The 19,931-nt window shown below is 38.2% G+C and carries 19 protein-coding genes and 1 pseudogene; 12 read left to right on the forward strand and 8 right to left on the reverse strand.

Translation table 11 applies throughout. The features are described 5' to 3' along the window. The first annotated feature begins 120 nt into the window (after positions 1 to 120). Both QUF78_RS13475 and QUF78_RS13480 read left to right on the forward strand, forming a co-directional pair. Positions 121 to 882: a type II toxin-antitoxin system SpoIISA family toxin gene (locus QUF78_RS13475; protein ID WP_289325036.1), complete on the forward strand. Its 762-nt coding sequence runs from the start codon at positions 121 to 123 to the stop codon at positions 880 to 882. After that, entirely contained in the window at positions 883 to 1,062 is a 180-nt protein-coding gene (locus tag QUF78_RS13480) for a hypothetical protein (RefSeq protein ID WP_289325037.1), read from the forward strand. A gap of 284 nt (positions 1,063 to 1,346) precedes the next feature. On the opposite strand, the gene QUF78_RS13485 is transcribed toward QUF78_RS13480, so the two are convergent. Further along, positions 1,347 to 2,306, reverse strand: coding sequence for a sensor domain-containing diguanylate cyclase (locus QUF78_RS13485; protein WP_289325038.1), 960 nt, complete (start codon positions 2,304 to 2,306; stop codon positions 1,347 to 1,349). Positions 2,307 to 2,917: 611 nt separating this feature from the next. On the opposite strand from QUF78_RS13485, the gene QUF78_RS13490 reads away from it, so the two are divergent. After that, positions 2,918 to 5,488 carry a DEAD/DEAH box helicase gene (locus tag QUF78_RS13490; RefSeq protein ID WP_289325039.1) on the forward strand — a complete coding sequence of 857 codons (2,571 nt, stop codon included), beginning with the start codon at positions 2,918 to 2,920 and terminating at the stop codon, positions 5,486 to 5,488. An 84-nt stretch (positions 5,489 to 5,572) separates the two neighbouring features. Here the strand turns inward: QUF78_RS13490 and QUF78_RS13495 are convergent, their stop codons facing one another. Continuing rightward, a complete protein-coding gene (locus QUF78_RS13495) occupies positions 5,573 to 5,779 on the reverse strand; it encodes a YqaE/Pmp3 family membrane protein (protein ID WP_289327310.1) in 207 nt (68 codons plus the stop codon). Between the two features lie 303 nt (positions 5,780 to 6,082). Between QUF78_RS13495 and QUF78_RS13500 the strand changes: the two genes are divergently transcribed. After that, positions 6,083 to 6,760, forward strand: a complete 678-nt coding sequence (locus QUF78_RS13500) for a hypothetical protein (RefSeq protein WP_289325040.1) — start codon at positions 6,083 to 6,085, stop codon at positions 6,758 to 6,760. Positions 6,761 to 6,866: 106 nt separating this feature from the next. Here QUF78_RS13500 and QUF78_RS13505 read toward each other — a convergent pair whose 3' ends face one another. Next, the gene (locus QUF78_RS13505; protein ID WP_289325041.1) at positions 6,867 to 7,181 is read right to left on the reverse strand and encodes a hypothetical protein; all 315 of its coding nucleotides are present in this window, start codon (positions 7,179 to 7,181) and stop codon (positions 6,867 to 6,869) included. 318 nt (positions 7,182 to 7,499) lie between these two features. On the opposite strand from QUF78_RS13505, the gene QUF78_RS13510 reads away from it, so the two are divergent. Next, positions 7,500 to 7,886: a DUF948 domain-containing protein gene (locus QUF78_RS13510; protein WP_289325042.1), complete on the forward strand. Its 387-nt coding sequence runs from the start codon at positions 7,500 to 7,502 to the stop codon at positions 7,884 to 7,886. Positions 7,887 to 7,983: 97 nt separating this feature from the next. Beyond that, a complete protein-coding gene (locus QUF78_RS13515; protein WP_289325043.1) occupies positions 7,984 to 8,349 on the forward strand; it encodes a DUF948 domain-containing protein in 366 nt (121 codons plus the stop codon). 204 nt (positions 8,350 to 8,553) lie between these two features. Here the strand turns inward: QUF78_RS13515 and QUF78_RS13520 are convergent, their stop codons facing one another. Together QUF78_RS13520 and QUF78_RS13525 are read right to left on the reverse strand one after the other, a co-directional pair. Next, positions 8,554 to 8,745, reverse strand: coding sequence for a DUF3934 family protein (locus tag QUF78_RS13520; protein ID WP_289325044.1), 192 nt, complete (start codon positions 8,743 to 8,745; stop codon positions 8,554 to 8,556). 262 nt (positions 8,746 to 9,007) lie between these two features. Continuing rightward, complete coding sequence (locus tag QUF78_RS13525) at positions 9,008 to 10,339, reverse strand: oligosaccharide flippase family protein (protein ID WP_289325045.1); 1,332 nt, start codon at positions 10,337 to 10,339, stop codon at positions 9,008 to 9,010. A 399-nt stretch (positions 10,340 to 10,738) separates the two neighbouring features. Here QUF78_RS13525 and QUF78_RS13530 point away from each other — a divergent pair, with 399 nt between their 5' ends. Then, positions 10,739 to 11,005 carry a hypothetical protein gene (locus QUF78_RS13530; protein ID WP_289325046.1) on the forward strand — a complete coding sequence of 89 codons (267 nt, stop codon included), beginning with the start codon at positions 10,739 to 10,741 and terminating at the stop codon, positions 11,003 to 11,005. Between the two features lie 376 nt (positions 11,006 to 11,381). Here the strand turns inward: QUF78_RS13530 and QUF78_RS13535 are convergent, their stop codons facing one another. The 3 genes from QUF78_RS13535 to QUF78_RS13545 all read right to left on the reverse strand — a co-directional run bounded on the left by QUF78_RS13535 (position 11,382) and on the right by QUF78_RS13545 (position 15,577). Beyond that, positions 11,382 to 12,818, reverse strand: coding sequence for an amino acid permease (locus QUF78_RS13535; RefSeq protein ID WP_289325047.1), 1,437 nt, complete (start codon positions 12,816 to 12,818; stop codon positions 11,382 to 11,384). Between the two features lie 373 nt (positions 12,819 to 13,191). Further along, positions 13,192 to 14,145 carry an arginase gene (rocF, locus tag QUF78_RS13540; RefSeq protein WP_289325048.1) on the reverse strand — a complete coding sequence of 318 codons (954 nt, stop codon included), beginning with the start codon at positions 14,143 to 14,145 and terminating at the stop codon, positions 13,192 to 13,194. A gap of 700 nt (positions 14,146 to 14,845) precedes the next feature. After that, positions 14,846 to 15,577: a hypothetical protein gene (locus QUF78_RS13545; RefSeq protein WP_289325049.1), complete on the reverse strand. Its 732-nt coding sequence runs from the start codon at positions 15,575 to 15,577 to the stop codon at positions 14,846 to 14,848. Positions 15,578 to 15,792: 215 nt separating this feature from the next. Here QUF78_RS13545 and QUF78_RS13550 point away from each other — a divergent pair, with 215 nt between their 5' ends. The 5 genes and pseudogenes from QUF78_RS13550 (at position 15,793) to QUF78_RS13570 (ending at position 19,484) form a co-directional block, all read left to right on the forward strand. Then, on the forward strand, positions 15,793 to 16,677 hold the full coding sequence (locus QUF78_RS13550; RefSeq protein ID WP_289325050.1) for a hypothetical protein: 885 nt from the start codon (positions 15,793 to 15,795) through the stop codon (positions 16,675 to 16,677). A 329-nt stretch (positions 16,678 to 17,006) separates the two neighbouring features. Continuing rightward, positions 17,007 to 17,207, forward strand: a pseudogene (locus QUF78_RS28025) (amidohydrolase); the annotation flags it as partial. 366 nt (positions 17,208 to 17,573) lie between these two features. Next, entirely contained in the window at positions 17,574 to 18,806 is a 1,233-nt protein-coding gene (locus tag QUF78_RS13560; RefSeq protein ID WP_289325051.1) for a Zn-dependent hydrolase, read from the forward strand. A 390-nt stretch (positions 18,807 to 19,196) separates the two neighbouring features. Then, entirely contained in the window at positions 19,197 to 19,328 is a 132-nt protein-coding gene (locus tag QUF78_RS13565; protein WP_289325052.1) for a hypothetical protein, read from the forward strand. Positions 19,329 to 19,346: 18 nt separating this feature from the next. Then, positions 19,347 to 19,484 carry a hypothetical protein gene (locus QUF78_RS13570; protein WP_289325053.1) on the forward strand — a complete coding sequence of 46 codons (138 nt, stop codon included), beginning with the start codon at positions 19,347 to 19,349 and terminating at the stop codon, positions 19,482 to 19,484. Positions 19,485 to 19,931: the final 447 nt, after the last annotated feature.

Below are 19,931 nucleotides of genomic sequence, written 5' to 3' on the forward strand. Positions count from 1 at the left end.
TCAAGTGAAAACTCATCGACAGTGGTTAAGTTTCACACGCCCTAGGCAGGGAATAGAGGTATATATAATGAATAATATAGAGTACGGAATAAGAAATGTAGCAGCAGGATGAAGGGTAGGGTGATAAGTCGATTGTTAATGTTTTTCAGAGTCTTTGTATGGGTAGTATTTTTTGCTTTATTGGCATATGTCATTCTTTCTTGGAAATATAAAGACAAGGTAACTAAAAGGATTGAAGCGATTCGAAAAACCTGGTATGTCATTTTTATACTGGGAGCATTGATTTATTGGAATTTCTATCCGATGAGTATATTTAATGAGTGGAAAAATTTTTTGATTATGGCTATCGTATTTATCCTCATTGATATGTTTGTGTTCTTGAGCATGTATATATCCAAAATTGGCGATAACGAACTGTCCTATGCAACAAAAGCTGTTGCGGAAAGTGACAAACTTTTAACGGATAATAGGGAAAAGGTCAAGAATATGTTTCATCTCCTAAAGAAAGAAGGGATTCCTGAGTATTATCAAACGAATAAGGAATACTTGGCTTATTTGAGCATTCTCCTTCAAGCTTATGCAGCAAAGGAAGGGATGGACGTGAAAATTCTTCCTTTCAAAACGGAACAGGACAAGCAATTGGTGATAAATGGGCATCCGAACTTGAATGGCAGTACCATTCGTGCTACATTGGAAAGAGAAGATACGTATTATAATGATGAAGAGAAAATGGCTCTGCAGCCTGTAAGCATTTTGATGGAACCCTATATCCTTGACGTGAAATCAGAAAGCTTCGTTTCAGAAGTCGATTGTTTATTAATAGCCTTATTAATCATGATGTTCGATATGGTCATAAAACATAACCAAGGTGGTGAAGGATAAATGAGCATTTATGATAAAGCTGGCAGCGAAGTGTCAGTTACCGTAATCAAACCACAGGTGAAAATACCCAATGTAGGATTAAGTCCCCATACTAAAAAGGTGATGAAACAGAACGAACGCATTATCCTGAAACAAAAAGAAAAAGCTGATCGCTTCAGCCGGTTAAAAAATGTTTTATAAGAAACGGGGCAGAGGTTTTTCCTTTGCCTGATGATATTTAATGGAAAACCCGCATATACTATTCAAAATTAAAGAATAGGAAGGGTCTTTCAGAATATGAACAAAAAACCCGAGAGAGTTAACATCCCGGCCCCCTCCGCTTCACCATCCGAGAAACGGATACATAAGGGAAATGCTGATCTGCTCAAGCTTTTGCAAAGGTTGAAAGCTAAACGTTGGATTTTTTTAAGGTGAAAGAAAGCCAGTCTCTAAGGAGAACTGGTTTTTTTTGAATTTTCCGAAAATCACAGCGGGTGGTAGTATTGAATATTCTTACGACCAGATTCTTTAGCCTTATACATCGTACGATCCGCTTTTGTCAAAAGTGACTCCATTTTCGTACCATTATGAGGATAAAAGCTTATCCCTATGCTAGCCGATACAAAATGATCATTTCCATTAATTTGAATGGGCATGGTGGATAAATGGTTCAATAATAATTCAGCGCTTTGCTGTGTGCTTTTCATAAAATCCTCACAATGGGATGGATGTAATAATACAATGAATTCATCTCCACCGATTCTAGCCACATGACTGTCACCAGGTACGGTTTGCAAAAGACATCCAGCTGCCTGTTTAATAACCTCGTCACCAGCATCATGACCAAAGGAATCATTGAAAGATTTAAAGTGGTCAAGATCGATGTAAAGAATGGCCATTTCATCGTTTTGTTTATTCTTTTGATAATCAAAATAATTATAAATGAAGTGCCTATTATAAAGACCTGTCAAAGGATCCCTGATAATTCCATTTTCAAGAATGATGGTTTGACTAATCAAAGCTGCCAAAGACTTAATGAGTATCAGATCATACTCTTTAAAATCATAGGGTTTAATGTCGAATGCACATAATGTACCAATGATTTCACCCTCATTAATAAGGGGGGCCCCCATAAAACAACCGTTTCCAATAAACTTCGTCGCAGGGTGTCCACTAGTCAAATCATGTTCCTTTAAATTCGGGATAACAAGTGGTTCCAAGCCATTCTCAACAACTAATTTGCAATAAACCATATTATAAGGAATGATGTCACCTTCACAAATTAACTTTGCATTTCTATTGAAGGATTTGATTATAAAACTCTGTATGGGATTCAATATCGAAAGGAAGAATGTATTCACACCAATGCTTTGAGCTAATAGTGTTAATACTTCTTTAGCGATTGAGTCCAAATTTTTAAAATAATTGATATCTTGTTGAATCATTTTAAGGCTCCTCTTTTATCTACAGTCTTTTTAGGTTTCCGGATGTTATTTCTCATATTGAACTAGAAAGACACGAAAGCGGAATCTGAATACCGTGACAGTCGTCCGGATTTCCACTAAACTCAATTAAGAGGTGGGATTCGTTTTATTGGATATTGTAATCGAGAAGTAGCCGATCGTGTAATGGGCTGTTTCTATTTTTCTTGGTTCAGTACGAATGTCAGTCAGTTAAAAATTGCCCTTTACCTTAATATCGGTTTTTTTTAATATCATTAAATTTTCATGCGCCTGTTGACCAAATAGCTAAATCGTGGATTGTTTTCTGAATGCGGGATAGACTTCACTTTCTTAAAGTCGATAATCAGTCTATCTAATATCTATTATACTGTACGTGAAATGGTAAGAGTACCTTAAACGTACATACTTGGATTGGAATTAACCCGAGCGCGTCCGGAGGTCATACAGCTTGGCATTTCTGCTTTTTATCATGATTAACGAAACACATGAATTATATAGATAAAACGAATGTATCTCGCTCATTTAAAACAATGTTTTGGAGAGGATAATAGGTAAGAATTAGTACATAACGGATAATTCAAAAGGGGATCATTATGGGAAAATTAGAAAGTATATATCCTATTGCTATAGAGAATACAAAGGAAAAAATAATCCAGGATATGGATTTTTATTTCGAGAATCAAGAGTCAATGCCTTCATATGCAACATATTTATCTGACAGGATGTCTTTTATTGAGCAAATTTGGATTAATGTTTGGTTAAATAAAGCATCAAACGATGTGCCGAGAAAGGAAAAAAAGGTGTTTCTTAGCGAAAGGGGATTTGTTACGGAAGGCTCAGATCATAAGCTGATCAATAGCATGTTCCGGAATGAATTAAAGAAGTATCGCCCATTTGATGCCTTGTCGTGGATTAAAAAATCCTTTGCTGAAAATCCAGATGATTGGGAGAAGAGATATAAAAATGCGAGGGAAAACTTCTTTAAACGACAAGATGAACAGCGGATAGCTAAGCAGCGTTGGAAGATACGCGTAAGGCTACAAGAAGAGGCCAATACATTTTTTGAAAAAAACTCACTTCTTTTATATTTACATGTCAGGTATCATATTGCCGGAATTTTGGCAGCGGATCTTAATAATAAACCTAAATTCCAATATGTCGATCCATACTTGCTTGAAGAACAATTGGTTGAAGAAGGTGGATTTCAACCTAACGAATACCTAATGGTCACCGACTTTTTGGAAGAGCTGACAGGGGATATTCACACGTTACTCGATTGGGGAAAAAACCATTATGAATATGAAAATTATTTTTACCGGTATGAAAGGTTAGTTTCGGATTTCATTATGAAATTAGCACCTAAAAAATACTTGAACCATTTACCTGTAGCACTGCATCATGATTTTTTGGAGTCATATGGTGAGAGACTGACGGTTGAAGCCCTTCAAGGTATACTACGGGATGAATTGACTGATTTGTCTCAGGCCTGTTTTGATGAACTTCAGGAAGAATACCTTTCTGATTTAATGAACCTCGAAGGAATACCTTTTGATGAAACATTGCATGAAGAAATATTTGAAAAGGACGAGGCGAACAGAGAAAGAAGAAAAGCTGAAGTATTGGCAGAGGAAGCAAAAAAGCGGGCTGAAGAGCAAAGGATGATTGATGACATCATAGGTAAGGCCTATACTCCATCATTAGGGAAAAAGGTTAGGTATGTTTTGCATATCGGAGAGACTAATACCGGGAAGACTCATAGGGCTCTACAAAAAATGAAGGAAGCAGAGAGCGGTTTGTATCTAGCTCCCCTAAGACTGCTGGCCCTCGAAGTGTTTGATAAATTAAATGCGGATGGTGTTCCTTGCTCATTAAAAACCGGTGAAGAAGAAAAGGCAGTTGCGGGTGCCAATCATGTCTCGAGCACCGTTGAAATGTTTCATGAAAAGGACTACCATGAAGTAATCGTTATAGATGAAGCCCAAATGATAGCCGATAAAGATCGAGGCTTTTCGTGGTTTCGGGCAATCACGCAAGCAAATGCGAGAGAGGTCCATATCATCGGAAGCAAGAATATCAAAATGATGCTTCTGAACCTTTTGAATGAGGCAGATTTAGAACTCCACGAATACAGACGGGAAATACCGCTTGAGGTAGAACAAAAGGAATTTGGATTGAAGTATACCAAAAAAGGAGATGCCCTAATTTGTTTTTCGAGAAGGCAGGTACTGGAAACCGCGTCCCGTCTAAAAGAGAGTGGACATAATGTCAGCATGATATACGGCAGTATGCCTCCAGAAAATAGAAAACGGCAAATAGAGTTATTCAATCGCGGTGAAACATCAGTTGTCGTTGCCACAGATGCGATTGGGATGGGATTGAACTTGCCAATCCGCCGTATCGTCTTTCTTGAAAATGAAAAATTCGACGGGACACGAAGAAGAAGATTGACTTCTCAAGAAATCAAACAGATCGCAGGGCGGGCGGGTAGAAAAGGTATTTACGACACTGGCAAGGTAGCATTTACAGCAGAGATTAGAATCATGAATAAGTTGCTGGAACAAGTGGATGAACCCGTTCAAACCTTCACCATTGCCCCAACCTCTGCTGTATTTGAACGTTTTCAAAAATATTACCGGAACATGGGAACATTTTTCGAAATGTGGGAAAGGTTCGAGCCCCCTAAAGGCACGAAAAAGGCATCTCTATCGGAAGAAAGGGAGCTTTACGAGCTGATACGGGATACTGAAATCGAAGCGCGTTTTTCCTTAATGGATTTATATGGTTTCCTGCATATTCCTTTTTCAGCCAAGGAACCAAGTCTGATCAGGCAGTGGCTGGAAACGGTCGAAGCGATTGCCGAGGGCAGTGATCTTCCTGAACCGATCATCAAGACTAGAAACCTGGAGGAATTGGAGCTTTCTTATAAAGCGATAGGGCTTCATTTATTATTCTTGTATCGGATGGGCAAGAGGACTGAAGCTGTTTATTGGGAGCGTATCCGTGAAGAAATCAGTGATGGCGTCCATGATCAGTTAAAAGATGAAATGTTGAATTATCAAAAAAAATGCAAGCGCTGTGGAAAAAGGTTGCCGAATGACTCACGTTTTAATATATGTGATGCATGTTACCATAGAGGGCCTAGGAAGTCGCACAGGTTCAAGTAACGAATTCTTTCTGATGTTAAATACCCAAATAACGTACACCTTTGGTGTACGTTATTTGGGTTAAAAGTGGTTGTATATATTCACTTAGTCATTTCGTTTCGATTTAGCAATAAGTGCTGCTTGCCGCTTCATTCGTTTATTAGCTTGTTTATCATGCACCACTAAGATGGCATGAATTAAACCGGGAACATAGAAAAATAGTGTGAGGATTAAGTTAAGCACTGCCTGAATAGGTTTACCCACTAATAATACGGCTAAGGGAGGGAAAAGAATCGCGATTAAATATAGAATAATGAACACTCTCCATTTAAAAATTTCATCTGACCATTTCCTTTTTGATCATTCATGATATTCATTTAGATGATCCTTATATTCAAACACTAATACTTGCGTTGGTATCGCCTTGATAAATATATGCTTTAAGTCCCGATTCATACCCAAGCGAGCAGCATTCTGTCTAAAGGGTATATTTTTCATCCGATTATAGCAGGAGTGGGATGGCTAAGAATTAGAAATTATCGTTTTGGCCGGTAGTGGGCAAAATAACGCCGTTTTTTATGTTAGAATAATCAGAAAACCAAAAGTGAAAGCGGGATGTTTATGAGAAAAAAGATAGGCTGTTTGCATGCACACTACACAAATATAGAATACATAGAAAAAGCATTCTCGAAATTTGATATAGAATGGCTTCATTTTGTAGATCCAGGAATGATGCACCGGGTGGCAACGGATGAAAAGTTTAAGTATTCGGATGCTCAAAAAACGGTTAAAGAAAAAGTTGAATGGATTGCCAATTGTAAAGTGGATGCCATCCTGATAACCTGTACGAACTACATCGCCTTTTTAAACGAAGAACAACTATCCTTACCCATGCCTATCATTAAAATCGATGAACCGTATTTTGAGCAGATTTGCCAATTGCAGCAGCCGCAAGTCATATTATTCACGAACCCTGCTACAGTTAAAGGAACAGTCAAACGTTTAAATGCCCATTCTGAAAAATATGGGGGTGTGGATTTTGAAGTTATCATCATCGACAATACCTTTGAATACATTATGCAGGGATTGGGTGAGAAATATAGCCAGGAAATCGTGAAGTTCCTGCATGACTTTAATAACGAAAATAAACTGCTGTCGGTTGCTCAACTATCAATGGTTGACGCAGCCAAGAGATATGAGTTTCAGACAGGAAGATCAATTTTAAATCCATTGCAAGCATTAGTGGATTCAATGATCGATCAACTAAAACTAAGTTCATTGAACGGTATTTGAATCAGAAGGTTCCTGGTGCTTCATGAACGGCATGAACTTTATATTCAATAATATATATAAAATGAAAGAAGAATTCCCTGTAGTTAATCTCCATGCAGGGATTTTTTTATTTTTCCTTAGTGCGGATTTGTTCACGGATGGTTTCAAGTTCTTCAAGGGATAGATCTGTCAGGGAATTTTTTATTTCTTCTTCGACCCTTTTTCGATCTAGCTCCCTATATTGGCTCCACCAATCCCGCAACCCTTCTGTGTTTTCAAGAAGATATTCTATATCAATTTCTTCTTGCTCATCATCTGATAAATATCTCATGACCGCACCTAATAATCGATTGAGTTTGACTATTTCACTTTCCTTATCAGGTGAAGCAAGAGTATCTTTCTCTTCTGAATCATTTTTAGCTGGAACGTTCCGAGGTGTCATGGTATCCTCCTGTTTTTAATAGTAGTGTGCCTAAAAAGGGCGGATTTCAATATAAGATTTTGGTATATTAAAAAATTTCATTTTTTAATACTTTTGTAAGTGAGGACATCAATATGATTAATTATAATTCCAACATATACCTCGTTAGAATATATGTGTATATCGTCACCTTTTAAAAGATTAAAAAAAGAATGGGTAAGTAGAGGTTAAGCCTGATGGGGGAAAAAGTCTGTAAAAGTGACCTGACAAGGGACGGACTTTAGGGAATGAATGGAAGGACCAGTGCATAAATTTAAATGAAGGGAGTGGAGAAATGAAATGTTCATGAAATTAAGTGTGGCCAGTGTCTCCGGAGCTGTCGTGTATTTGATATATAATGTCAACCAGACGCTGCGTAAAGGAATGGGGACGCTCGAAGAAACAAATAAGACACTGGAAGAGGTTAGAAACGCAGTACATGGATTGACGCAGGAGTCCAAACAATTGATCCACTCTGCGAATCAAGTTACAGCAGATGTAAAAGGGAAGATGGAAAATGTCGATCCTTTGCTAGAATCCGCCCAAGATGTTGGGGAAATGATTCATAATGTGACCAATTCCATGAAAGAAGCCAGCTTGGATGGCCGCAAAAAAAATGATTTATCCACTCCGACAGCTCCTTCAACTCAAACTGAAGCTGAGGGCATACAAATCAAAATCAAATAGTGCTATTGGTCATCTTTAAAAAAACATGCACCCCGGGATCCACTAACATATTTGGATTAATCGTTTCTACTTTTAAATTTAGAGGGGGAGCTTTGACATGATTATTCAATATAGTGTGGCTGCAATCGCTTTAGCCTTCATTTGGTTGGTCGTTTTTTTGATCAGTACACTGCAAAAGGGAATGGCCACTATAGGAGAAGCCAATCAAACATTGGTTGAAGTGAGAAGTGCCATCCACGATTTATCCGGAGAATCGAAACAACTGTTGCAAACCGCAAATGAAATCACCGACGATGTAAAAACTAAAATGAAAACGGTTGAACCTTTATTGGATTCTGCTCAGGATGTTGGTGAAGCGATACATTCAGTTACAGACTCTGTTAAAAAAGCCACTAACGGCTTCCGGACAGAGTTTACCCCGAAAAAAATCAATGCTATCAAACCCAAAAGCCAATTTAGATAAAAAGAACATAAAAAAAGTGAAAGACACTACCGGGATTGGGAGTGTCTTTTTTGATGGTATGTATAATAATAGCCGCATTCTTAGCTTATTTGGATATCGCCCGTGAATATTATATCTATTAGACCCATCTCTCTCATACAGATTCCTTAACACCCTGTATGAGAATATGGAACAAATATTAATTTTTGGATTCAGAACAAGTTATTATTTTTCAGACCTGTCACCTGCAGGTTGGCCTGAAGGTTTTGATTCATTGGAATGTTTGACGCCTTTACTTACATATGGTTTTGCGCTTTTTTTCTTGTTGGCACCCGTTTTCCAACGATTCCAGCCCTTCTTGCCCGTACCTGTGCCCGTACCTTTACCCGTTCCACTCTTAGCCTTAGCTTTACTCATGAAATCACTCCATTACTATTGTATGGTTAGTATAAACCATTTTACTTGATTATTACCCAAGTATGTTGAAATATACAGGAACCAAGCTGATATGTACAGGGAAAGGCTCAAAATTTTTAATCCAAATCATTACAAACCAACAACAGCAAGGGATTTGCTGGATGGAACTTGTATATAATTGGTTTGCTGTGTTTCCTCAAAATAAAAATGAAAGTGAAATAAGGTAACTTGGTGCATCAGGGGGATGAACATGGTCCTTGCTTCACTTTATCGATATGGATCTCGATTTCGTCAGTAAAATGCTTATCCCAATTTTTTTGCAAATGGTCAAGTAGTGCATGAAAGTCAATAATACAGCGCCCGTATTCATTCCTAAAATGATGCCTCCCATATTAAGAGACGCTTGAGACCCAAGGATATACATCATTAAAAATGCAACGATATGGGACCAAACTGTATGGATGAAGGCATCTTTCACTAAGCCCAGGCCGATGAGGTAGGCTTGCATTGGAATGACAAAAAAGTGAAAAAGGAAATAAGGGCATAATAATTTTAAATAGTATGCGGCAGATGTTGAAGAAAAAAAGAGGGAGGTCAAAGATTCCGCAAAGAAATAAATGAAGATTACGGCTGGAACTCCATACAATACGGTAAAAGACATCGATTTTTGCAATAAAACCCTCAATTTTTCCTTATCCTGTTTCTTGTAAGCATTCGAAACATTCGGAATGAGCATGATCATTAAGGAATGCGCGATAAAGGCCGGAAAGAAGCCGATTGTCATCGCAACCCCAGTGAGCATCCCAAAATGCTCTGTTGCCACGACAGCACCGAATCCTGCCGAGAGAAGGGCCGTATGGATCAAAAAGGGTTGAATGGCATTTGTTATGGCATGAAAGATCCTTAACCCCATGGTGGGCAGCGAAACAGCCAATAATTTTTGCCGTGCATGTTTACCGGTGGTTCGCGAGTTCGTACCGCGTTTCATGATTCGCATTTGAAGAATCAAAAGGTTGATCAAGTATAGAAAAACGAGGAACTCACTGCCAATTAAAACAAAAAAGGCCATCAAAAGTGACTTTTCCTGGTTAAAATGAAATAAGTTAAAGATGAGGAAAAGCAAACCAAATTGAATGATATCTTTCAAAAAGTTTGAAAAAGCAATCTTCCCCATTTGCTGTACACCCATGAAATAACCTCTTGCAATCGATGAAAATGCAACGATTGGGATTAGTGTGATGAGCAGCCATTTAATATAGGGATGATATTTGTCCATTATGGAGGAGAAGGAAAGTATGAAAGGCATGACCACACACATGACCAACACGACGACAGCAGCCATTTTAAGTGCATGAACGATAAGATTATAATGCATGGTCTGTTTATTTTCTGCGACGAATTTTGAAATGGAAATATGTAATTCAAGGCTGGCAATCACATATATTAAAAAGAAAATAGGCAATATGGACATATAAAGCCCCATGCCCTCTTCCTGTAATTCCCTGGCTAGGATCATGTTCACTAAAAATTCGATACATTCACCAAAAAACGCTGCGACAATCAAAATGAGCGTTCCCTTATAAAAAGACTTCATGTTGGCCAACTCCTAACAAGGTGTTTGTATAAAGATATGAGACATGCCATGGAATATTCATAAGGAAGTCCATATTGAGGGGATACATCATGCAGATATGGCTATGGATATACTGATTATGGAAGATGAAAAATTAAATCAAACAAGGATGGGAAATTGGATGAAATCAATTGGTTGAATGAAATTTCTTGTGGAGATCATCATCAAAAGACATCATTCATGTCAAGGTTTGTATTCATTTCTTGATTTTAGGTTATTGCACTGGTAAAAAGATAAGTCAGGTTCCCTTTGGGCAATTGTGTCAGATGAATCATGATCATGAAACATTAGCTGCTGCTTTGATTTTCACTTTGTAATTCATGCTTTATTTTGCTATCCTTTAGCAGAGGGGTGATCAATATGAAATTCACATCTATTAGTCAATCAAATATAGATGAATTGTGCATTGCGTTTGAAAGTTGTCTTACGAAACATGACATTACATTTAAGTATGTAGATTTGACCGAAGAGAACGGAATCATATCGTTTATTTTTTGTAATGACCCGGAAAATGCGAGATCGGTCGAATTGGAAAGTGAACGCTTCATCGGATTGGATACTGATTACATAGCCAAGGAAATTTTAGAGCCAATCCTGCCTAGATTAAAAGAATATGCACAAACATAAAATCATCGATTAAGATGATTTTATTTTGTGATGCTTGTTAAATGTCATAAGATTCATTCTATAGCTTAATTCGAGCTGAATTATCCAGGCGTTAAAACTGAAATGTAACTTCCTATTATATGCTTTTTATCATGGACAGAGAGTAAATATTTCTTTGATCAGAAAGTGTATATTTTAGGGGATCTAAAAAAGCTGGAAGGGAAAAAGAAGAATTTATAAAGCGGTTTACCAATGGATAGGTATGCAGGAAATGGTGTTTAAATAAAAGAAAAACCCTAGGTGTGAAAACATCCAGGGTTTTTCTTCTTTGAAAAGCAATCTTTATGGATTGTAAAGATCGCTTTTCACTACTTACTCTACTCCGCAGCGTTCAGGATCAAATGACCATTTTTTTACCGGCAGTTAATTCAACTTCCTGCATTGGAGATTCGACTTTCTTGTTTTTCTTCACTCTAAAGTGATAAACCGCATAACATCCAATGAAGAATGTCCCCCCGCAATAAAGGGCCATTCGCTGCTCAGGAACAAAAGCTAGACTGATCATGACGATGCAGTTTGCTATCAAGGCAAGAATGGGGATGAATGGATATAGCGGTACTTTGAATTTCAAGTTTTCCACCTGTCCACCTTTGCGGATATATGATCTTCTGAAAGCAAGAAGACAAGCCGCGATGGCAATCCAGCCAATTTGTGCTCCTAATCCTGCAAGGGAGAGAAGAAAGACAAACACTGTTTTGGCGGCTACTACACTTGAAAGTAAAGACAAACCAGCTATTGCAAGGGTGATAAGCAAGGCATTAAGCGGAATTCCTCGCTTATTTACCATACCGAGCTTTGGACTTGCCATGCCTTCCTTAGAAAGCGAGTAAAGCATACGTGTTGCCGCATAAAGGCCGGAGTTTGCAACGGACAAAAGCGCTATTAGAATGATGAAGTTCATAATGTCAGCCGCATAAGGAACTCCGATACTATCCAGTACAACAACGAATGGACTTTCAACGATTCCTGCCTGTTCCCTTGGAATCAACGCTGAAAGAACAGAGACAGAGAGAACGAAGAAGAAAAGGGTACGCCAAACGGTTTGTTTGATCGATTTAGGTATGACCTTTTCCGGGTTTTCACTTTCACCAGCGGCAATTCCGATTAGCTCTGTGCCCTGGAAGGAAAAGTTCACTGTAATCATTGTGATAAGCAAGGCCGATATTCCATTCGGGAAGAGGCCCTCACTGAAAAAGTTGGAGAAAAATGGTGCTTCTTGTCCACCTTTCATATCAATAAGACCAAACATGGCAGCACCGCCAACTCCGATAAACAGGATTATGGCCAATACTTTTATGCTTGAAAAAACAAACTCAGATTCGCCAAATGCCTTTGCTGATAATGCGTTCAGTAAAAATATGAGTAAAGCAAAGATTGCACACCACATCCAAACAGGTGATTCAGGGAACCATCTTTGCATAAGCTGTCCAGCTGCCAAAAACTCCAAGGCAACCGTAACAGCCCAACCTAACCAGTAAAGCCATCCTATGGCAAAGCCGGTTCCAGGACCGATGAATTTAGTCGCATATGTCTGAAACGAACCGGAAACAGGCATGGCAACCGATAGCTCCCCGAGACAAAGCATCGTTAAATACATGATAAAACCGCCGACTATGTAAGAGAGGATAGCCCCGATGGCCCCAGCTTCATGAATGGTGTAGCCTGAACCAATGAAAAAGCCTGTACCAATACATCCCCCTATTGAAATCATAAATAAATGTCTTGCTTTCATGCTCCGTTTTAATTCATTTGGTTGATTTTCTATTGTCTTCATTGAAAAACTCCTTTACCTGATGGGTGCAAACGGTTTCATTTATGTCTGGACGTTATTAGGGAATTTGTGTATTTTACTCACAAATGTAAAAGATTTGATTTGAATCTTAGATGTTGTTGAATTCCCTAGAATAAGAGATTATTTCTGCATTTAGAGATATATAGGTTCCAATGCAGAATTAATTTCAGGTAGCGCCGCTTATAAAGAAAAGGAAGCCAAGCGTCAGGAAACTAGGGATGAATGGATTCATGTGGACCATCCTTCAATGGGTATAAAGCACCCTGTTGAAGTAGGGGCTATTTCCACTGGGCCATCTATTTAACGAAATCTCTCATAATTTCTTACAATACCAGTTTTCTAAAAAGATGTACAACTATTTAACATCAACCAGTAAATCAGCAGTATTAAATTGGTCTTCCGCTCCATAAAGTAATTTTTCACCAAGCAATGAGCCCATTAATGCGACAGCAACTTCAGCCGTTTTATTATGCTCGTCCAATATTGGGTTTATCTCTACAAACTCAGCAGATGTAATGATATTAGCTTCGGCTAGCATTTCCATGGCAAGATGGCTTTCACGGTAACTAATACCTCCCATTACAGGTGTTCCAACCCCAGGTGCGTCATCTGGATCAAGACCATCAAGATCAAGTGATAAATGTACAAGATCCGTACGTTCTTTCAGATAAGCAATCGATTCTTCCATCACTCTTGTCATACCCATTCTATCAATCTCATGCATTGTAAAAACTTTGATCCCTTTTTCCCTGATTAACTCTTTCTCACCTTGGTCTAAGGAACGGGCACCAATAATGACAACATTCTCTGGTTTGATTTTTGGAGAATATCCGCCAATGTTAGTCAGTGCAGGGTGGCCAAGGCCCAAACTAACTGCTAGGGACATACCATGTATATTTCCTGATGGGGAAGTTTCGGCTGTGTTTAAATCGCCATGTGCATCATACCAGATTACCCCTAAGTTATCAGAATGCTTCGCTAAACCAGCTAATGTGCCGATTGCTATGCTGTGATCTCCCCCTAATACTAAAGGAAACCGATTTGATTGGATGACTTCATCCACTTTTTGACTCAATTTTTCATTACCTTCTGCTACATCCTGCAGATTCTTTAAATTTGTGTCGCTATCACTTTGTGCTCTTTCTTGTATTTCTACTTTAATATCACCTTCATCACGGACAGTATAGCCAATGTTTTCAAGTCTTTCACTCAATCCTGCATATCTGATGGCACTAGGCCCCATATCCACTCCTCTTCTAGTTTGACCAAGGTCCATTGGAACACCGATAATTGAAATTTCCTTCTTCATGTATAATTCCTCCTTCGATTTTTCTTCCCTAGTATAAGGGTAAAAGGATAGATGACTCAACTCGACATTTTTTTGAATATTTATACGATTGGGAAAAGGGAAAAGTCTTAGGTTAAAATTCCCATTATTGATGATTTATGAATATAGAGTATTACCCTGTAGGGTATATGGGAAATTAAGAAAACTGCGATAAATGCTTATAAAACCTGGAATTGTAGAGATTTTTATCCCAGGAATGGAAGTGATAGCGCTACCAATCAAAAATTTTCGCCAAGGATGATTCAGTAGGTATTAAATATAATTTACTAGATACATTTATTCAGGAAATGGGGCAGTTTCTTATATAAAACATGGAAGGATTTTTAATTTTTATATAAAAAAATTTTTTTCTGACCAGAAAACGGAGTGCTGTTCGCCAAACTGAGGTTACACGAGAAGCGAAACATTATCACATTTAGCCCAACATGTCGGCAAATTCAATGTATTTTGGTCATTTCCAGTATGGTTTTTGTCTGGTGGGCAATAGCATGAAAAAAAGACGATTGGAATATCAAAGATATTTGCGACAAAAAAATAGGATAGTTTGGTAGAGAAAAAAGCCATATTGAAACTTAGGGGGGGGTTCCAGAAAGAAAAAAAGGTAAAGAGCGGCAGGTTATGAATGTTGCTCTTTATCTTTTTTTAAAACAATCTGAAGGTTTTAAAATGATTTACTCCATTCCTCATCTTCGAGAAGCACACCATTGTTGCTGATATATTCTACAATTATATTTCCATTTTTAAGCACCCTATCTTTTTTTAGGGAAGTGATAATTTCAGTAAATCGGTCTTCATCTGCATCCTGTTTTTTACGTGAAAGGGTAATCCGAATGGTTGGGGCAACTTCGTAATCTTTATAGCTAGCTGCTTTATTTGGATCAATCTTTAATTCTTTCCCGATCCTCTCATCAAAAACCAAGAGTAATTGATTCGAATCGCCTATTTCTTCTTGAATCTCTTCCCAATCATCACTTTCAGCAATATCTCCCATATCCTTGGATATCAATACGTCCCCCAGTTCATTTTCTATATAAGGCCTTATTTCTTTTTCAGCATCATTTTGCCATTTATCAGATATGAATGTGTCCTCCATTTCCCCTGTTTCCTCATTAAAGAAAACTAAAAATTGAGTACCATATTTTTTATGTTTCACTTTAGCTGCATAGTCAAAATAGCCCCAGTTACCCATATTATCGTGTAGGACATCATATATTTCCGTTCCATCTTCAAAGTTTTTCTCTAAGTATCGTTCAGCTTGATGTTTAACCTTCTTTTCTTCATCCAGATCTGCTTTCATGCTCTGTGTGAATGAAAACACAAGTATCACGACACCGGTCAAGATAATTAAAAAAACACCAAGTAAAGTCAGTAAAATCTTTTTTGTTTTGCTCAAGGAACACCCTCCTGTTATCTCTGCTTTCTTTCAATATTTCCCATATTTATTCTAACATTTGCCTAGCTTATTTAACTATTGAAATTTAGAAATCTGGCTTTAATCTAAGTAGCGAACCTTATCCAGCTGCGAAATCAAAATGACCTGCCCTCTACAATATCGGGATACTTTGTTACAATAATTAAATGGATAGTACCCTAAAGGGAGAGATTTACTTGGAAACCTTTCAAAGAGAAATCAATCATAATCGAGAAGAATTCAGAAAGATGAGGTGGAAACAGCATCGTTTAAAAGTTACAGGGTTATTCGATGTCGCTTTTTCGAAAAGAGAGAATGTTGATAAAGTGGCGATTGTTGGTGCAGGCAATTGCGATGATTTAGATATTGAGTATCTGGCAACTAAATGCAACTCCATATATTTATTTGATATTGATATGGAAAGCATGGAAAAGGGTACCGAGAATTTGCCTGAACGGACTCGGGAAAAAATACAACTTGTTGAAATCGATGTAACAGGCCTCGATAAAATGGGTTTTGATCACCACCTATCTTCCATGCTGAAGCGTGGTGAAAAGGCAGAGGGAATCATTCAGTATATAAAGGATACAGAGAATCGGTTAAGTCAGATTTCTGACAGTATTTTTGCTGATTATCATAAGGGTTTTGATATCGTGGCAACCTCCGCCATTTATACCCAACTTTTTTATAATTGGGCCAAGGAACTGCTTTCTGATTATGGTAAACAATATCAGAATAAAGACGCAGAAGAGATAAAGAATGGATTTTTAGATCTTAGGGATGAGATAGTATGTACGTTGAATCACTCTATATCTAAATGTATCAAGCAAAATGGATTCTATATTACATGGACTGATATCTTAAAAATGGAACCCGAGTATATGGATACCATTAATGAAGGGCTGAATGCCATCTTTGCCTTAGCTTCAAATGTGGGTTATGGGGCAGCATTGATTGGGATAAAAACTTTTATTGAAGAAGTGGATAAAAGTGAATTATCCCTTCGATATTGGCTATGGGAATTTAATGCCAATAAACAGTATTTGACCATTGGCATTATAGGGAGATTGAATGGGTTGTAAAATAATCGAAAAATGGAAAGGATAGGTAAGCATATCAGCGGCTGTACCTATCCTTTTTTTGATTGGTGAAATTCCCCCTAAATTCTATCATTGCATATCTAAAACGTGAATAAATGGGGACTAAAAGTCATAAGAAGATAGACATAATCATATGAAAGGTATAAAAAAACGATAAAATTTTTGACTATTTGTCTAATGAATTCATAATCTGGGGTGGATATAATGAATCTATTAAAAACGGAATATTCCAATAAGTGAAAGTGGGAGACAGCAAAAGAAAAGGAAGTGGTACGAGTAATGAGGGTAAACAATAAGGAAGGTGTGAGTGTTTGAAAGCTGATATCGTGTTCATAAACGGCGAGGTCATAACAGTTGATCAAAAAAATTCAGTTGCAGAATAACTGGAAATTAAAGGAGATAGAATCTCGGCAGTCGGAACGAATCAGGAAATCAAGGTTTTTATCGGAGAAGAAACAAATGTGATTGATTTGCAGGGAAAGTCATTACTTCCTGGATTTATAGATTCTCATAAAGCAGGTCTGGTACGAAAATAGGGACGGTTCAATCGATTAGCGTAATGGAAGGCATTAAACTATACACTTGGAATGGCGCATTTGCGAGTTTCGATGAGGATGTCAAAGGCAGCATATAGGAAGGGAAGCTGGCCGACCTAGTAATATTGAATGATAGTATTTTGAAGGTTGATCCTCAAAATATTAAGGAATTAAAGGTTGAATCAACGATTCCGAATGAAGAGATTCTCTATATAGGGAATCATTAGTGGAAATATAATCTAGAGTATCTAGTAAACAACCAAGACTTTCACTATGATTTTTTTGGCTTAAGCGAACAAATGTAGAATTTTTAGCAGGTTATCTAAAAGGGGGATTTTCGCTATGAAAAAGCAAAAATTATTAATTAATGGTGAGAGGCTGAGTCGTACACTCGAGAAATTCGCGGATTATGGACGCACAGAAAACAACGGAGTCACACGGTTATCCCTTTCCGAAGAAGATCGATTAGTCCGTGATTACTTTTGCGCTTGTTGTAAAGAATTGGGGATGACCATTAAGGTTGATGATATGGGGAATATTTACGCTACTTTAGCGGGACTTGAAAACAAACCGCCCATTGTAATGGGATCACATATGGATACCGTTAAAAAGGGCGGGCGGTTTGATGGTATCTTGGGTGTAGCTGCAGGCTTGGAAGTCGTGAGGACTCTGGTGGAAAATAATATCCAACCAAAAATTCCGGTGATGATCGTCAATTTTACGAACGAAGAAGGAGCCAGGTTCGAACCTTCCATGATGTCATCGGGAGTTCTTTCAGGGAAATTCGAAAAATCAATCATGTTGCAAAAGACGGATAGTGAAGGAACCACTTTCGAAAGCGCCTTGAATACCATTGGTTATGCAGGGGATAAAGAGTCCCGTTTAAAAGAAGCGACTGCATTTCTAGAGTTGCATATCGAACAAGGACCCATTCTTGAACGTGAATCATTGACGATCGGTGTCGTTGAATGTGTCCTTGGGATGGTTTGCTATGAGATAGAAGTTACTGGAGAATCCGATCATGCGGGAACTACCCCGATGAATATGAGAAAGGATGCTTTTTTCACGGCGAATAGCTTGATTATGGAGGCCCGTCAGAAGCTGGGCATGCTTGATGAAGATTTAGTTTTTACGATGGGAAGGGTAAATGTGTTTCCTAATATCCATACGGTCATCCCTAATAAAGTGGTTTTTTCGCTAGAAGCGAGACATAAAGATTCCAAGGTCATCGAAATGGTGGAGGAAGTCATTGAAGGCCTTACAACCACAGGTTCAGAAAGTGGCTGCGACATCCAAGTAAAAAAATTATGGGACAGGGATACTGTATGGTTCGACAAATCGATTTGCAATTTGCTTGAGCAATCGACCCATTCATTGGGTTTACCATATAAAAGAATGGTAAGCGGGGCAGGACATGATGCTCAGTTTATAGCTAGTTATATACCGACTGCCATGGTTTTCGTCCCAAGCATCAACGGTAAAAGTCATTGTGAAGAGGAACTTACTACTTGGGAAGATTGTGAAAAAGGCGTCAATGTAATATTGGAAACGGTTATTGCCATACAGTCCACTTAAGATTACCAGGATTGATGAATATACCAATCAATATAAAGAATTTTTTAGGTCAATCTAAAGAAAAAAAAAGCAGGTCATCATTGTGGGCGCGCATCTGGAACGCCGTGAAAATGCTTCAACATTGCATACATTTTTGATAAAGACGGATCATTCGTTGAGCATAAAAAAACTCATATCTTTCCTGCTGAAGCGAATTGGCATACTACTGAAGGTGGATGATCTGGAGGTTTATTCATTAGGTCAGGTTAAGATTTAAATAGCGGTATGTTATGAAGCTGAGATACCTGAAATTTCAAGAATATTATCAGTGAAAGGGCGACATCATTTTTTGCCCATCATACACGTTTACGGAGGCTAGTTTTTGGCGAGTTTGCCATTGTGCACAGGCACGTGCAATCGAGAATCAGGTATATTTTGTTCATTGACCCACTGTTGGTGAACCAGGGGCACCCCTACCGAACGGATACGGTCGTGCCAGTATACTTAGCCCTTGTGACAGCGCTTGGCCAGCAAATGGAATAGTAGCCGAGGCGGAAATGAATGAAAATACAACTATTATCGGAACTGTCGATATCGACGAACTTTATGAAAATCGAAAAAGTGGTGCTGCAACCACTTTCGGGGATCGCAATCGACGAAAAGATATGTAGGCGAAATATGAGCCTAATGAGGGGCTGAATTAGGATTTGAAAAAATATTATTAATTTAATAGTGTCCCAGACTGTAGGCAAACTCGAAGAAAAGCGAGTTTGCCTACAGTTTTTTAAAAAAATACCGTTCCAGTTGATTTCAGAAATCCGCTCCCTTTCCGCCGACTGTCTGCCAAGCCGCATCAAAGCAAGCGTCTGTAGGGTCTCGACTATCCAGTTATTCGGCAGGAGTGTCCCATATTTCTTAAATCATGGTAATTATCCTCGATGTGACCACTATGCTTTCGGAAAATGGAAGCTAACATTGTAGTGGACACTCAAGTCCAATAAAATATGGAACGGATGGAATCATGCTAATCTAGTTAAAGATTGGCAGCATAACCTTCCGTATAATAGTGTGAAGATGGGTATTTAATGACATGTTTTTAATATGACTTGGGCTGTGTATTGGCCAGAACTTTTCAAGTCTCTTGCC

Source organism: Peribacillus sp. ACCC06369 (genome assembly GCF_030348945.1).
GTDB lineage: Bacteria > Bacillota > Bacilli > Bacillales > DSM-1321 > Peribacillus.

Bases quoted from the DNA above. Each gene is read 5' to 3' on its own strand.
- QUF78_RS13480 (WP_289325037.1), top strand. From the start codon at position 883: ATGAGCATTTATGATAAAGCTGGCAGCGAAGTGTCAGTTACCGTAATC.
- QUF78_RS13485 (WP_289325038.1), bottom strand. From the start codon at position 2,306: ATGATTCAACAAGATATCAATTATTTTAAAAATTTGGACTCAATCGCT.
- QUF78_RS13490 (WP_289325039.1), top strand. From the start codon at position 2,918: ATGGGAAAATTAGAAAGTATATATCCTATTGCTATAGAGAATACAAAG.
- QUF78_RS13500 (WP_289325040.1), top strand. From the start codon at position 6,083: ATGTTTATGAGAAAAAAGATAGGCTGTTTGCATGCACACTACACAAAT.
- QUF78_RS13505 (WP_289325041.1), bottom strand. From the start codon at position 7,181: ATGACACCTCGGAACGTTCCAGCTAAAAATGATTCAGAAGAGAAAGAT.
- QUF78_RS13510 (WP_289325042.1), top strand. From the start codon at position 7,500: ATGTTCATGAAATTAAGTGTGGCCAGTGTCTCCGGAGCTGTCGTGTAT.
- QUF78_RS13515 (WP_289325043.1), top strand. From the start codon at position 7,984: ATGATTATTCAATATAGTGTGGCTGCAATCGCTTTAGCCTTCATTTGG.
- QUF78_RS13520 (WP_289325044.1), bottom strand. From the start codon at position 8,745: ATGAGTAAAGCTAAGGCTAAGAGTGGAACGGGTAAAGGTACGGGCACA.
- QUF78_RS13525 (WP_289325045.1), bottom strand. From the start codon at position 10,339: ATGAAGTCTTTTTATAAGGGAACGCTCATTTTGATTGTCGCAGCGTTT.
- QUF78_RS13530 (WP_289325046.1), top strand. From the start codon at position 10,739: ATGAAATTCACATCTATTAGTCAATCAAATATAGATGAATTGTGCATT.
- QUF78_RS13535 (WP_289325047.1), bottom strand. From the start codon at position 12,818: ATGAAGACAATAGAAAATCAACCAAATGAATTAAAACGGAGCATGAAA.
- rocF (WP_289325048.1), bottom strand. From the start codon at position 14,145: ATGAAGAAGGAAATTTCAATTATCGGTGTTCCAATGGACCTTGGTCAA.
- QUF78_RS13560 (WP_289325051.1), top strand. From the start codon at position 17,574: ATGAAAAAGCAAAAATTATTAATTAATGGTGAGAGGCTGAGTCGTACA.
- QUF78_RS13570 (WP_289325053.1), top strand. From the start codon at position 19,347: ATGAAAATACAACTATTATCGGAACTGTCGATATCGACGAACTTTATG.